This window comes from Sporosarcina soli, assembly GCF_042655805.1.
Lineage (GTDB): Bacteria > Bacillota > Bacilli > Bacillales_A > Planococcaceae > Sporosarcina > Sporosarcina soli.
On sequence record NZ_JBHSNO010000002.1, the window covers coordinates 15,923 to 29,531 of the forward strand.

At 43.7% G+C, this 13,609-nt stretch carries 15 protein-coding genes; 2 read left to right on the forward strand and 13 right to left on the reverse strand.

Annotated elements, in window-relative coordinates; translation table 11 throughout:
• Positions 1–4 precede the first annotated feature (4 nt).
• On the reverse strand, positions 5–139 hold the full coding sequence (gene sspL / locus ACFPRA_RS03100) for a small, acid-soluble spore protein L (RefSeq protein WP_381430624.1): 135 nt from the start codon (positions 137–139) through the stop codon (positions 5–7).
• 173 nt (positions 140–312) lie between these two features.
• Between sspL and ACFPRA_RS03105 the strand changes: the two genes are divergently transcribed.
• Together ACFPRA_RS03105 and ACFPRA_RS03110 are read left to right on the forward strand one after the other, a co-directional pair.
• A complete protein-coding gene (locus tag ACFPRA_RS03105; protein WP_381430627.1) occupies positions 313–1,977 on the forward strand; it encodes a ribonuclease J in 1,665 nt (554 codons plus the stop codon).
• A gap of 128 nt (positions 1,978–2,105) precedes the next feature.
• Positions 2,106–2,915 carry a S1C family serine protease gene (locus ACFPRA_RS03110; RefSeq protein WP_381430630.1) on the forward strand — a complete coding sequence of 270 codons (810 nt, stop codon included), beginning with the start codon at positions 2,106–2,108 and terminating at the stop codon, positions 2,913–2,915.
• Positions 2,916–3,044: 129 nt separating this feature from the next.
• On the opposite strand, the gene ACFPRA_RS03115 is transcribed toward ACFPRA_RS03110, so the two are convergent.
• The 12 genes from ACFPRA_RS03115 to ACFPRA_RS03170 all read right to left on the reverse strand — a co-directional run bounded on the left by ACFPRA_RS03115 (position 3,045) and on the right by ACFPRA_RS03170 (position 13,609).
• Positions 3,045–3,359 carry a DUF3870 domain-containing protein gene (locus ACFPRA_RS03115; protein WP_381430633.1) on the reverse strand — a complete coding sequence of 105 codons (315 nt, stop codon included), beginning with the start codon at positions 3,357–3,359 and terminating at the stop codon, positions 3,045–3,047.
• Positions 3,360–3,758: 399 nt separating this feature from the next.
• Complete coding sequence (locus ACFPRA_RS03120) at positions 3,759–4,817, reverse strand: TolB-like translocation protein (RefSeq protein WP_381430636.1); 1,059 nt, start codon at positions 4,815–4,817, stop codon at positions 3,759–3,761.
• Positions 4,814–5,689, reverse strand: coding sequence for a permease prefix domain 1-containing protein (locus ACFPRA_RS03125; RefSeq protein ID WP_381430639.1), 876 nt, complete (start codon positions 5,687–5,689; stop codon positions 4,814–4,816). The genes ACFPRA_RS03120 and ACFPRA_RS03125 overlap by 4 nt, the downstream gene beginning before the upstream one ends.
• Positions 5,686–6,009: a PadR family transcriptional regulator gene (locus ACFPRA_RS03130; RefSeq protein ID WP_381430643.1), complete on the reverse strand. Its 324-nt coding sequence runs from the start codon at positions 6,007–6,009 to the stop codon at positions 5,686–5,688. Before ACFPRA_RS03130 ends, ACFPRA_RS03125 begins: the two co-directional genes overlap by 4 nt.
• A gap of 152 nt (positions 6,010–6,161) precedes the next feature.
• Entirely contained in the window at positions 6,162–6,455 is a 294-nt protein-coding gene (locus tag ACFPRA_RS03135) for a Dabb family protein (protein WP_381430646.1), read from the reverse strand.
• Positions 6,448–7,701, reverse strand: coding sequence for a flavin-dependent oxidoreductase (locus ACFPRA_RS03140; RefSeq protein WP_381430649.1), 1,254 nt, complete (start codon positions 7,699–7,701; stop codon positions 6,448–6,450). The genes ACFPRA_RS03135 and ACFPRA_RS03140 overlap by 8 nt, the downstream gene beginning before the upstream one ends.
• 224 nt (positions 7,702–7,925) lie before the next feature.
• A complete protein-coding gene (locus tag ACFPRA_RS03145) occupies positions 7,926–8,549 on the reverse strand; it encodes a nucleotidyltransferase family protein (RefSeq protein WP_381430652.1) in 624 nt (207 codons plus the stop codon).
• 40 nt (positions 8,550–8,589) lie between these two features.
• Complete coding sequence (locus ACFPRA_RS03150; protein WP_381430655.1) at positions 8,590–9,399, reverse strand: XdhC family protein; 810 nt, start codon at positions 9,397–9,399, stop codon at positions 8,590–8,592.
• Positions 9,400–9,474: 75 nt separating this feature from the next.
• Positions 9,475–9,795, reverse strand: coding sequence for an XdhC family protein (locus ACFPRA_RS03155; RefSeq protein ID WP_381430658.1), 321 nt, complete (start codon positions 9,793–9,795; stop codon positions 9,475–9,477).
• Positions 9,796–9,896: 101 nt separating this feature from the next.
• Positions 9,897–10,754: an FAD binding domain-containing protein gene (locus ACFPRA_RS03160; RefSeq protein WP_381430661.1), complete on the reverse strand. Its 858-nt coding sequence runs from the start codon at positions 10,752–10,754 to the stop codon at positions 9,897–9,899.
• Positions 10,755–13,100 carry a xanthine dehydrogenase family protein molybdopterin-binding subunit gene (locus tag ACFPRA_RS03165; RefSeq protein ID WP_381430664.1) on the reverse strand — a complete coding sequence of 782 codons (2,346 nt, stop codon included), beginning with the start codon at positions 13,098–13,100 and terminating at the stop codon, positions 10,755–10,757. It lies immediately after the preceding gene.
• Positions 13,100–13,609: a (2Fe-2S)-binding protein gene (locus ACFPRA_RS03170; RefSeq protein ID WP_381430667.1), complete on the reverse strand. Its 510-nt coding sequence runs from the start codon at positions 13,607–13,609 to the stop codon at positions 13,100–13,102. The genes ACFPRA_RS03165 and ACFPRA_RS03170 overlap by 1 nt, the downstream gene beginning before the upstream one ends.

Consider the following 13,609-nt stretch of genomic DNA (forward strand, 5'->3'; position numbering starts at 1 on the left):
CACTTTATTTCGTGTTTTTCTTTTTAGCCGCATTTTCCAGTTTGGATTTCGGTTCTGCTGCAAATTCCGTATTCATATTGCCTTGCGGCGTCACACTCGACGCTTTTCTCCCTTTGTTCTGATTATTCTTCTTCGACATTTCTCTCCACCTCCAGTTATCTTCGTATTGTAGTGTGTCCCGATCATCGAAAAGCAATTCCTCATCATTGATTTCATAAACAATGGAAATTCATTGATTCATCCAACATAAAAGCCAACACAAAGGGAATACTTAAAACAAATTGTGAATGTGAGAGGAGTATTACGTTAAACATGGCGGACAATACATTATCGGTTTTTGCATTGGGCGGTATCAATGAAATCGGAAAAAATATGTATGTATTACAATACGCGGATGATATCATCGTCATCGACTGCGGTTCCAAGTTTCCAGATGAAAGTACTTTAGGCGTCGATTTGATCATCCAAGATATATCATATTTACAGGAAAATAAAGAGAAAATCCGGGCATTGATTGTGACACATGGACATGAAGACCATATTGGCGGCATCCCCTATTTGCTGAAACAATTGCCAATGCCCGTGTACGCAACCAGATTAACACTTGGATTAATCCAAATAAAGCTAAAAGAGCACGGACTGCTTAGACGTACGGAACTTATACAGCTTAATGCCAATTCGGAAATAGAATTCGGCACAATCACCACTACCTTTTTCAAAGTCAACCATAGTATTCCCGATTGTTTAGGAATCGCGTTTCAAACACCGGAAGGAATGGTCGTCCATACAGGCGACTTCAAGTTTGACTTAACGCCGATGAATGACGAATATCCCGATATTCATAAAATGGCTGAAATCGGGAAAAAAGGCGTTTTGCTTCTTTTATCGGAAAGCACAAATGCGGAACGGCCAGGTTTCACACAATCTGAACGCGTAGTCGGCGATCATATCGAAGATGCTTTCCGTAAAGCCGATCAAAAAATATTCATCTCGACGTTCGCTTCCAACGTCCACCGTGTACAACAAGTTGTCGATGCCGCGCAAAAGACGAATCGAAAACTGGCATTGCTTGGCAGGAGTATGGTCAATGTCGTATCCGTTGCGGAAGAACTCGGCTATTTGACGATCCCTGAAGGCATGTTGATCGAAGCGCAGGAAATCAACCGATTAGCACCGGAGAGGGTCGCCATTCTTTGTACGGGAAGTCAAGGTGAACCGATGGCGGCACTGTCACGTTTGGCCAGTTCCACTTTTCGTGGTGTTTCCGTTTTACCTGGTGATACGATTATCGTTGCTGCGGGCCCAATACCCGGAAATGAAAAAGATGTTGCTCGCATCATCGATAACTTATATCGCTTGGGAGCTAAAGTCGTTTATGGCTCTGGACAGACAACGGGCATGCACGTTTCCGGACACGCGCATCAGGAAGAACTGAAACTGATGCTCACATTGATGAAACCGACTTATTTCATTCCTATTCACGGGGAATACCGAATGCTATATATGCATAAGTTATTGGCCGAATCGGTAGGCGTTGACAGCGATAATATCTTCATCATCAACAACGGGGATGTCGTCGATATTCAACATGCTGTCGCCCGCCAAACCCGCAGTGTTGAAGCTGGAGAAGTTTTTGTTGACGGCTTAGGAATTGGCGACGTAGGGAAAATCGTCTTGCGGGACCGTAAACTGCTATCCGAAGAAGGGATGCTCGTCATCATGGTGACATTGAACAAATCGAATCGCCGACTGATTACAGATCCGGATACTATTTCCCGCGGATTCGTCTTCGATCCCGATTCAACGGATCTCATCAGCGAAGTCAATCAGTTAGTCATGGCAACCGCTGCCGAATGGCGGGAAACAGAGGCAAACTCCCGAAATTTAAAACGCAAGATCAAAAATGCAGTGGAGAAGATGTTATATGCCCGCACAAAGAGAAGACCGATGATTCTTCCATTCATCATCCAAATCTAACTGTTAAGCTGAAAAAACGGGTAAGGTGAAATTTTATCCTCCCCGTTTTTTTCTTCAATGGCCCTCCTATTCTTGCAATTGTGTATACTAATAGTGTGAGAATGATCTTCTAAATGAGGATGTGGCTTATGAATTCAAAAGAAAAACAACAGGAACTGGAAGTACTAGATGATGAAGAACTGCAAGCGTTAGTGTTAGAAGCACAACGAGAGGCCCTTTCTCCGGAGGGCCGTGAAAAAATGGAGAACAAATCCAGACGTCCATTTCCCAAATGGCTATTTTGGTTGATTGCCATTGTCATGGTAGTGAATACATTTGTCGTGCTGTTCGAAGTATATTCGATTCCTGCCATTGAATTTGTCAAAACTTCCGCACGATTATCTGCACAGGATGATATCGCTTCCTATAAAAAATCCGTTGTTGTTGTAAATACAGACGGCAGTAAAGGTACAGGGTTTGCTGTCTCCAGTGAAGGGACGATCCTGACAAACTATCATGTAATTGAAGGAAATAACTCCGTCACAGTCTCGTTCCCAGAAGACGGTCGATTTACAGCGAAAGTGGTCGAAACGTATCCGTCCATCGATTTAGCCGTCTTGGAAGTGAATGGGCTGGATCTCCCTTCATTGCAACTGGCTGAGGATACGCATATGACAGCCGATGATCCGGTTATCTTCATCGGTAATCCGTTGCGCTTTTCGGGCATTGCCAATGAGGGAACCATTTTGGGAGAGATCCAGTTAAAAGATTGGGAAGAACCTGTTCGGATGATGGAAGCGCCTGTATACCGAGGCAATAGCGGGAGCCCGGTCTTGAATAGTGAAGGCCAAGTGATCGGTGTCGTATTTGCTACATTGGATCATGAAGAACACGGACGCGTCGGATTATTTGTGCCTATCGACTTGTTTTACGAGCAGCAATATTCGTACAAAAGATAAAGGAAAAGACCAGCATCCTGAGGTCCGTTGCTGGTCTTTAACCGTTGAATTGTTTTTGAAGTAACTAGACGGCATTCCCGCTCTTCAGTACCAGTCTATTCTGTTTGCATTGCGCTTGCAAGATTGTTCTTACTTCAGGACGATAGAAGTTTCATATTGCTTATGTAAATCCTTCAAAGCCGCAATAATGGCATTTCCCGCCTTTCCCAAATAATGATTGCGTACACTTTCCACGGGCCCTTCAATGCCATTTTGTAAGCTATGCCCTTTTAATAATTGCTGCACGAACTCTTGTCCATGGATCGTTGCTAGCGTACAGCTTGCGGAAACGATTACAGCATACTGCTTATCGATTTCTGCAGTAATGGTCAATGTTTCGTACATATTTTGTGCTGCCATTCCGGACGGTAGTCTTGAATGCCCCGCTAAAAAAATTGTGTTCATCGCTCCTCATGCCCCTTCTCCTCAATTTCTCTCACAACATTACATTTGAATAACCACTTCCTGAAAACGAAAAATAACTCTTCTTGCGAATGTTATGAATATAAGATGATTATAGCATGATTGGACAGGGGGAAGTCACTCCCTAGTTCATAACCTTTAAAAAAACAAACCAGTCATTTTCATCTATGACTGATTTGTTTCATTTGTAAGCTTTTTTTGCTTTTAAATCATAATGGTGGTGATCAGAATGCCCAATCCAATCCCGACGACAATCGCGGCCGCATAGTAAATTCCCCGTTTCAATCCTCCATCCTTTCTAGTGGTTGGTAGTACAGTTTATTGAAGAAAGGCGGATAATATACGGGAATTATTTCACTGCGGTTGCAAACATACAATCATTTAATGATTCTCTAGATTGAGAGGAATGCTTTCTAAATTTTCGCCATCTGCATCCATTTGATAGAGTTGATAATCCGCCTTCCGTTTCCCGAATTGTTTATCGACCATAAAATAGACTTTGCCATTTTGTGGACTGATCATGGGGTGACTTGTATGTTGTTTTAAATAGGTCAGTTGTTTTTCCTCATCATTATCCCAATCATAATAAAACAATTCATACTCATAGATTCCTTCTGCCCCTGTTTGGCTGACCGATTGAAAAATCATGGAATGGCGATCCGGCATGATCACAAAATCATAAATATCCTTCTCCCAGTCATTGTTGCTCACAACCGATAGGTCATCGGGGGCATCCAATGGAATTTGAAAAACTCTTTGCTTCATCTCAAACGTATCCTCCGCCGTTTCAACATGCGCATCATCAGGCATTTGCACATAGGCCATTTTCCCATCCGGCGAAATTGTCAACGAGCGCATCGAGTATTTGGACAACTCCGTGAACTGCTGCCGCAATTGATCGGAAATCTGATAACTATACAGATCGAACTCATGGGGATGTGCACTTGCAATCGGGGAATAATTTTCAAAAGTCCCGGCACGCAAATAAAACAACACATCTTCGTTTTGCGGGTCAAAGGCAAGTTCGGTCAGAAGCGCAAGGTCTGTAAAAAGCTTTTCGGATGTCAATGTCTGCAGGGACAACAGATGGACCGAACTTTCCAGACGTGATTGGACGTCTTTATTTGCCGATACGAACGCAAGTGAAGAACCGTCCGGCGTAAAGACGATATCGAGTATCGATTGTTTCGTATCCAACTGCAAGACCGGATTATCAAATGTTTCTTCAGCATGCTTCAGATAGATGCCTGCTTTTCCCTTATAGTATGCGACATAAGCGATTGTACCTTTAGTAGAAACATCAAAGATCGGCGTAAGTCCTTGTTGCTTTTCATCTTCAGACTTTTGGAAAACAAAACCGAAAATAATGAGAAGAACCGTAATTGCCAAGATCGGGATCAGGAGCAAAACGATAGGCTTCCGTATTTTAATTTTATTCATCTAATGATCCCTCCAAACCACCAAAACAGCAACGCCAAGACGACGATAAACGGAAGTAGCGCTACCATATACGCACTTTTCTTCTTTTCCTTAGATAATAAGATTATTTGAACGATATAAGCAATGATCCAGATGAGTAAAGGCAAAAGGAAAAGCAGGATGCGCGGGTTAAATTCTCCTGTTGAAAATGCAAGAAATGCCCAAAGAAAAAACAATGTTGCACTAGTGATGAAAATCCCCCACGTTATATTCAACGCATGAAGAATCATCACTTGCTTCTTTAACTTTTGCTTCCTCGTTCGGTAATCAAAAATCGTTGTGCGATAAACAAGGGCAATCGTCAGCAGTAAAATTCCCCATGCCAAAAAGGTCAAAGGGGCCGCAATCGCAGCATCTACACTGGAAGCGAATCCGACGCCTAGTAGATAGATGAACAGATGAATAAGCAGAAGGCTATTGATCCAAGCGCGTCTATTCAAAAAGGATATCGGTTGCAAAGAAAAAACCAATAAGCAAACACTGACAGATACGGATAGAAGAAGCCAAGTGATCAAAGCATCCCCTTCCACCACTAATTGACTAATATAAACCGCAAACGAAAATAGAAGTGAGGCAATCACTAACGCCAACAACATCTGTTTACGGTATGGAAACATCGCCTGCTGAATTTGGCTACCAATCTGTTTTTCATCCCCAAAACTGGCCATAGCCTTGCATTCTGCCTCTTGTTCGGAATAGCCTTCCCTCAGCAATGCTGCGTAGGATAATTCCAAGTGAACAAGCAATTCCTCATATAAATCTTCTTTTTCATCCAATGGTGCGTCTGTCTGCTGTACGATATTATCGACGAAACGGTGGAATGCAGAATTCATATCAATCCCTCCGAACTTTTGCGGACGAGCGCATCCATCCATTTCCAATTTTCACGTTTTTGATCAAGCGCTTGTTTGCCCGCATCCGTAATATGATAATACTTCCTCCTTCCGCTGTCCGTCAGATGCCAATAAGATTCGATCCACTCTTTTTTCTCCAACCTTTTCAAGGCGGCATAGAGAGTGCCTTCGCTCATCTCATACGTGTTCTCACTCAACTGTTTCATGACCTGAATCATCTCGTATCCATACATATCACGCTGTTGTATAAGGGATAGTAACAGAAGGTCGATACTCCCTTTCATCATTTCCTTATCCATCCAACCCCTCCATATTCTTGTTAGCTATAGCTTACTACGATGTACCTCGCATTGCAAGGGTTATAGAAAGCCATGAAAAAACCACCGTGTGTGTGAAGGTGGTTCTTTCGTGCCTACTATGTCAGCATTTTCAATCATGATGGGTTCATTTTTTATAGCTCAAAATCCACAATTATACTATCGACTAAACCGATTTCTTTTGCATAGGCCAAAACCTCTTGATGCTTCGGGTGTGGACCGTATTGTTCCAATGCATGTCCACTTTCAAAACGAACGGTTAAGCCGACTTGATAGCCTTGATTTCGTTTGGAAAAATTATGCCCCTGTTGGATATCTGCAATTCCCGGGATCCACTCTTTCAATCTTTTCGTTCTACAAATAAGCTCATCGATTTGCTCAGGCGTCGTTCCAGTCGAAAATTTCAGCAGAACGATATGCTCAAACATGTTGATGCCTATTTAACGTTTGCTGATGGAAGCCAGCAATCTGTTTGTATTGGTTGGAAATGTCCTCCAACTCCTGTTGCGAAATAATATCATGGATATGATCAAATCCTCGCGGTGCACGTTCCTCCGCGATCTGCATAACGACTTCCGGTCCGTTTTTCCGATTGCTTTCCACGATGGAAGCAGTCGGTTGAAGACGTGCTTCTTCATAGGCGCGCAGTGCAAGTTTCACATCCTTTTCGTGTTGGAATGCCTGTCCTAACGCATCGGCATCGAGTATTGCCTGGGAAGCACCGTTCGAGCCAATTGGGTACATCGGATGGGCTGCATCGCCAAGAAGAGTTATTTTTCCAAACGTCCATTGAGACAGTGGATCACGGTCAACCATTGGGAAGGCATAGACGGTGTCTGTTTTCTCAATGAGTTCAGGAACATTCAACCAACCAAAATCCCATTCTGAAAAGGACGGTGCAAATATTGCTTTATCGACTTTTTCGTTCCAGTCACTTTTTGGAGGCACATCTCCCCCGACATGTAGTTCGGCAATCCAGTTAATAAGCGCTTCGCCCGTGTGATTATTTTTCGGTGTGACAGGATACGCTACAAATTTTTGATCTTGAAAACCGGCCATAATCATCGAGCGCTCCGTTAGATACGGCTCGGCTTCTGTAATACCTCTCCATAAAATCCGACCGCTGAATTTTGGTAATCCTTCTTCCGGATAGAAGTGCTTCCGCACATTTGAATGGATACCGTCCGCACCAATCATGACATCTGCTTGATATGAACCTAGTTTTTCATTTGTTTTCCGATTGATAAAGTGCGCTTCCACTCCATCATCCGTCGATTGGAATGATTCGAGATGATGCCCGGTGATAACGGATTCTTCGCCGAGACGATCTTTTACCGCCTGCAACAGCATCATTTGCAATCGACCACGGTGAATGGAATATTGCGGCCAAAGATAGCCCGCTTCCAACCCTCTCGCTTCCTGCCAGATCCGCTGTCCGTATTTGTTGACATACAATAGTTCTCCAGTCGGCAATCCAATTTCCGCCAGTTCCTTTTCAAGCCCTAAATTTGTCAAAATTCGGACAGCATGTGGTAAGAGATTAATCCCGACACCGAGTGGTTTAATCTCGGAAACACTTTCAAAAATTTTCACTGACATGCCTGTACGGTGAAGTGTAAGAGCCGTAATGAGACCCCCGATTCCCCCTCCTATGATCATTGCATTTTTCGTCATTATTTCTTCCTCCATTCGATCATTTCATTTCTATGTATAAAAACGATTTCCTCTTTGTTCATTTTAGAGCATTATCGTTTTAGAATCCATCCCAATTTTCACTCAAGACAAACACTTCCGACATTTCCTCAAATTATGTACATGACAGATATTCAGTTTACTTTCTATAATAATAAAAAAGCATCTCTTCCTTGTGAGCAGGAATTGCTTGAAATAATTCCTGGTCAGAAGAGATGCTTGGCAATCTTTTTCGCTTTCTCGTAGTCAGCAAGCGTGTCAACATCAAATAGAATCCCGTCGTCTTCCACTTTCAAAAAGATACGATCAGAAATTTGATGAATAATCGCCTTTCCACCCGTATCACCTTGCAATTGGGAAAATAAATGTCTGTCGATATTCCCAAAAAATACGGGATGTCCCACATCCCCGTTATACATCGGTCGAATTATAAATGGCGCATCTGTTTCTTCCAACCGCTTTGCTCCGTGTTGGTAGATCGCATGAATGGTTTTGGTTGAAAGAAATGGTAAATCTCCAAGAAACACCATTATATTCGAATGATGTTTCTTTAAATTTTCTACTCCGACTTTTAAAGATGAACTTTGTCCTAAAAGATAGGATTCATTTACTACCCAGCGAAAACGCTCACTATCAATCAAAATATTTTCTTTAATCGTATTTGCCTCATGTCCAATCACCGCAATGACTTCAGAAAAATTCTCATGTAATGAGCAATTTATCACATGCTCCAAAATTGAATCATTTCCTAAAGGAAGCATTTGTTTCGGCTTGCCCATTCTGCTCGAAGTTCCAGCAGCAAGAATGATTGCACAAATAGATGGTTTCATTGTGTGTCCTTTCATGATTCAAAATAGTATTCCTACTTCGCTAGTTCAATGAATGGTGGTGAATAACTTCAGCCCCTTGTAAAAAACCGCCTGTATGTCCTTTTTTGACCGCGATCACTTCTGCCAATATACTGATGGCAATTTCTTCCGAAGTTTGGGCGCCAATGTCCAAACCAATCGGACTATATAAACGTGCAAGTTGCTGTTCAGAAAAAACGACGCCACTTTCCTTCAATCCATCTAGCATCCTCATTCTCCGAGAGCGTGGTCCAAGTAACCCTACATATGGTGAAGAAGAGTTTAAGACGAACTTTAATGTTTCTTGATCTTTTTCCAAATGGTGATTCATGACAATAATATACGTTCGATTTCCTATTGTTAATTTGTCCTTAAACGTCTCTTCACTTGTTACAATTCGATTCGTTCCCGGAAAGCGTTCTTCACTGTTATAAAATGACCTTGAGTCGACAATTGTCGTCTTCAAACCTAAGGAGACACTATAATTGGCGACCGGAATCGCATCATGCCCAGCCCCGAAGATCATCAGTTCAATCGGGGGCATATAGACATCTATAAAAATAGAAATTTCCTTGCCATCCGATAAAATAAGGTTGACAGTTTCTGATTTTGGATTGTTTTCTTTTAATTTTTGAGAAGCAATTTCAATGATCTGTTCATTAACCTCTGCCTCGCCCAGGTCACCAATCGGCTCAACCTCATCGGAAATGAAAAGACGACCGGATTCCTGCTCGGTTAAAGGAGAACCGGTGTGCAAAATCGTTGCCAGTACCCCGGCTTGTTCGGCTTCTATACAAGCTGACCAAGCCTCAAATGCTGATTGTTTAGACATGCTCCGCCTTCCTTTCAGCCATGCATACTAACAACGTATACGCATTGGCAAATAAAATTCATAACTAATATTAAGTTAGGAAACTGGTTCAATGTAAATTTCCACTTTGCCAGGGCAGCCTAGACCAAGGCCCCATACAAGATCTTCGTCCATGTCATACATTCTCAATATGGGTGTCCCGGATTCGATCACTTCTTTTGCAACTTCTGCGACATCCGCTTCAAGACACCCTCCAGAAATCATTCCCGTTCTATTTTCGTCTTCGTCGATGAGCATCTTCGCACCTTCCCGTCGATAGGCCGATCCGTACACTCTTACAACTGTCGCCAATGCTGATTTTTTTTGTGCTTCTATCGCTTTATGTAAAGCCTTCAATACTAATGCATTTTCATGCATAACAATCACCCCCGAATTTGACTTGATGGAACAGAGTCAAGAAATGAAAAGACCGGGCACTATAAAAGCCTCAAGCCTTTTCACTTCCTTATCGTGCGTACTTATAGAAGGACAGTTTTCAAAGCACGCGCAGTATATACTTTACAAATATTCGCCCGGTATTCTGCCGAAGCGAATAGATCACTGCCCATTTCCCCATCTTCGATTGCAAATTCCGCTGCAGATTGAATAATCGTTTCAGTTGGTTGTTGTCCCAAAAGTTGATTTTCCACAGACGATGCCCGATAGGAAACTTCACCTACACCGGTAATTCCCACTCTGACAAAATCGATTAACCCCTTCTTATCCACCCCAGCCACAACCGCAACCCCCACAACAGGATACCCGGAAGCATGATGGAAAAACTTGAGATATGTCGATTTTGTATGTGATGGAGGGATTTTGAAACTGACACTCGTTACGACACTGTTTTCAGGTAATAGTGTAATGAGCGGACCAAGAATGAACCCATCTACACTCATTACCTCTTGCCCCTCATCCCCTTGAATATGCAGCTCTGCTTCCAGAGCAAGCGCAGGTGCAGGCAAATCTGCAACGGGATCGCCATGGGCAATATTACCACCGATCGTCCCGCGATTCCGAATTTGAATATCACCGATTTGGCTCGCGGCATCAGCCAATACAGGAACCAATTCTTGAACGATCGGGTGAGTCGCCAATTCATGATGCGTTGTCAATGCTCCGACAATTATCCGGTTTCCTTCAATCCGCACCCCTTTCAGTTCGGCAATGCGGCTAATATCGATGATTTTGCCCGGTTCGGTCACTCTGAATTTCATCAATGGAAGTAAACTATGACCACCAGCCATGATTTTGCCTTCGCCATTACTTTCCTGTAATAATTTGATAGCTTGGTCTACTGAGACTGCACGAACATAATCGAATTTTGCGGGTATCAATTAGTTCCCCTCCCCATTTTGAATGGCTCGCCAAACCTTTTCAGGGGTGAGCGGCATTTCAATGTCCTTCACTCCGTATGGCTCTAATGCATCGATAACTGCATTCATGACGGCTGGAATCGATGCGGTTGTCCCGGTTTCTCCGATTCCTTTAGCGCCAAGCGGATTAACAGGACTGAGTGTTTCGGTAAATGCATTTTCTATTCGCGGGAAAAAGCGTGCTTTTGGCATCGCATAATCCATGAACGAACCTGACAGAAGTTGACCGGAATCATTATAGACAATCCCTTCCCAAAGGGCTTGCCCGACCCCTTGAGCGATCCCTCCATGTACTTGGCCTTCAGCTGTGAGCGGATTAATGACACGTCCGACATCATCGACCGCTATATAGCGCTTTATCTCTATTTCGCCTGTTTCTTTGTCAACTTCGACAATTACAACATGTGTACCGAAAGGATAAACAAAATTTGATGGGTCAAAAAATGCCTGTTTTTCGAGCGATGGTTCCATATCCGGTGGTAAATTCCAAGCCATGTTCGCAGATTTGGCAATTTCTTTGAATGTACGTCGCTTGCTTGGAACGCCTTTCACTTGAAAAACTCCGTTCGAAAAATCAATTTCGTCTACAGATACATCGAGTTCATGGGCAGCGATTTTCTTCGCTTTGTCGACAATCCGATCAGCAGCCATTGAGACAGCCCCTCCGCCAACCGCTACTGAACGTGAACCATACGTCCCCCATCCCATCGAAATCGCCTTCGTGTCGTTAAAGATAAAATCGATATCTTCCATTGGAATACCCAGTTTGTCCGCGACAACTTGTGAAAATGTCGTATCATGACCTTGTCCATGCGGAGAAGTTCCTGTGTAGACATTCACTTTACCTGATGGGTGGACCCGCACTGTCGAGTTCTCCCATACACCGCCCTGAAATCCGATTGCCCCGGCGACAGCCGAAGGTCCGAATCCACATAATTCCACGTACGTTGAAATACCGATACCGATCAGTTTCCCTTTTTTCCGCTGTTTCGCTTGTTCTTCACGCAATTTTTTATAATCTATCATCTCAAGCGCCTTATTCAGCGGTTTTTCATAGTCGCCGCTATCATAAACAAGCCCTTGTGCATTCGTGTATGGGAAATTTTCCTTTTTCGCGAAGTTTTTTCGCCTTATTTCAATCGGATCCATGCCGATCTTTTTTGCAAATAAATCGATTGCACGTTCAATCTGATACGTGGACTCTGGTTTTCCCGCGCCCCGGTATGCATCTGTCGGTGTGGTATTCGTATAGACTCCGAATGTTTCACATGAGGCCTTTGGAATGGCATAAGCACCTGTAATCATTAAACCGAAGTCGATGGTGGCAACTCCAGGTCCCATCGTAGATAGATAGGCACCCAAATTCGCCGTATTTTTCACACGTATTGCGGTTAATGTACCATCTGATTTCCCAGCCAATTCCACATCGATTATTTCATCCCGACCATGGTTCGAGGCAGAAAAGTGCTCATTTCTCTCTTCAACCCATTTGACCGGTCTTCCTAAATCACGTGCAGCATAACCGATGAGAGCTTCATCCGGATACACACCGATTTTGCCACCGAAACCTCCACCCATATCCGGCACAATGATTTGTAGTTTCGACTCGGATATATGCAACACTTCCGATAACACCATCCGATGAATATGCGGGTTTTGTGAAGTGCACCAGAGTGTCAATTCCCCGCTACCTGGGTTATACTGGCCAATTGCGGCCCTTGTTTCCATCGCGCTTGGTGCAACCCGTTGCACATTAAAACTCGCACGGATCACCACTTCCGCCCCATCAATATCCGCGTCGTCCACTTCTCCTGCTTTCCAATGTAAAGCGACATTATTTTCAATATCATCATGGACAAGAGGTGCATGCTCCGCCATTGCTTCTTTCTGGTTGACAGCTACAGGAAGCGTCTCATATTCCACTTCAATTAGATCTAGCACATCCCGTACGGCATAACGTCCTTCGGCAATAACGAGGGCAATCCCGTCCCCGACATATCGAGCCCGATCGATGGCCAGCGGGTATTGAGGTGCTTCTTTTAAATTGGCATCTGGCACTAACCATGACGATGGGATCCTTCCGATTTTTCCTTCCAGGTCTTTTCCGGTATAGATGGCTACAACGCCTGGTGCCTGTAAAGCTTTTTCAATATTGATCTTTCGGATGAGGGCATGTGCGTGAGGACTGCGTAAAATGGCTGCATGCAAAAGTCCGGGTAATTGAATATCATCCGCAAAATTCCCATTGCCGGTTAGAAGCTTTGGATCCTCTTTCCTTTTCAACCGCGCACCTACATGTTTGATCATTACGACAGCACCTCCTCGATTTCAATATTTTGTTCAGCCATCAATTTTGCCGCATGTTTGACCGCGTTGACGATAAACTGATAGCCCGTGCAACGACAAATGACACCTTCTAGGCCTATACGGATTTCCTCATCTGTCGGATTTGGATTTTCTTTTAACAGTGCTACCATGGCCACCATGACACCCGGCGTACAATAACCGCATTGTAGGCCATGTTCTTCCCAAAAACCTTGCTGAATCGGATGCAGATTTTTTACAGTGCCTAACCCTTCAACTGTCGTTATCTCCGTTCCGTCAGCCTGGACAGCCAACATCGTACAAGATTTCACCGCAACCTCATCCACCATCACTGTACAGGCTCCGCATTGACTCGTATCACAGCCGATATGAGTCCCCTTCAACCCTAGTCCATCCCGGAGATAGTGAACTAACAGAGTTCGTGGTTCCACTTCGGCACATCTTTCTTTCCCGTTCACTGTCACACCTACAGATACGTCTTGAATGCCCAT

Coding starts and splice junctions, on each gene's coding strand:
- ACFPRA_RS03135 (WP_381430646.1), bottom strand. CDS start 6,455: ATGTTTGAGCATATCGTTCTGCTGAAATTTTCGACTGGAACGACGCCT.
- ACFPRA_RS03155 (WP_381430658.1), bottom strand. CDS start 9,795: ATGCATGAAAATGCATTAGTATTGAAGGCTTTACATAAAGCGATAGAA.
- ACFPRA_RS03125 (WP_381430639.1), bottom strand. CDS start 5,689: ATGAATTCTGCATTCCACCGTTTCGTCGATAATATCGTACAGCAGACA.
- ACFPRA_RS03110 (WP_381430630.1), top strand. CDS start 2,106: ATGAATTCAAAAGAAAAACAACAGGAACTGGAAGTACTAGATGATGAA.
- ACFPRA_RS03120 (WP_381430636.1), bottom strand. CDS start 4,817: ATGAATAAAATTAAAATACGGAAGCCTATCGTTTTGCTCCTGATCCCG.
- ACFPRA_RS03165 (WP_381430664.1), bottom strand. CDS start 13,100: ATGATCAAACATGTAGGTGCGCGGTTGAAAAGGAAAGAGGATCCAAAG.
- ACFPRA_RS03150 (WP_381430655.1), bottom strand. CDS start 9,399: ATGTCTAAACAATCAGCATTTGAGGCTTGGTCAGCTTGTATAGAAGCC.
- ACFPRA_RS03105 (WP_381430627.1), top strand. CDS start 313: ATGGCGGACAATACATTATCGGTTTTTGCATTGGGCGGTATCAATGAA.
- ACFPRA_RS03130 (WP_381430643.1), bottom strand. CDS start 6,009: ATGGATAAGGAAATGATGAAAGGGAGTATCGACCTTCTGTTACTATCC.
- ACFPRA_RS03115 (WP_381430633.1), bottom strand. CDS start 3,359: ATGAACACAATTTTTTTAGCGGGGCATTCAAGACTACCGTCCGGAATG.
- sspL (WP_381430624.1), bottom strand. CDS start 139: ATGTCGAAGAAGAATAATCAGAACAAAGGGAGAAAAGCGTCGAGTGTG.
- ACFPRA_RS03140 (WP_381430649.1), bottom strand. CDS start 7,701: ATGACGAAAAATGCAATGATCATAGGAGGGGGAATCGGGGGTCTCATT.
- ACFPRA_RS03145 (WP_381430652.1), bottom strand. CDS start 8,549: ATGAAACCATCTATTTGTGCAATCATTCTTGCTGCTGGAACTTCGAGC.
- ACFPRA_RS03170 (WP_381430667.1), bottom strand. CDS start 13,609: ATGGGCATTCAAGACGTATCTGTAGGTGTGACAGTGAACGGGAAAGAA.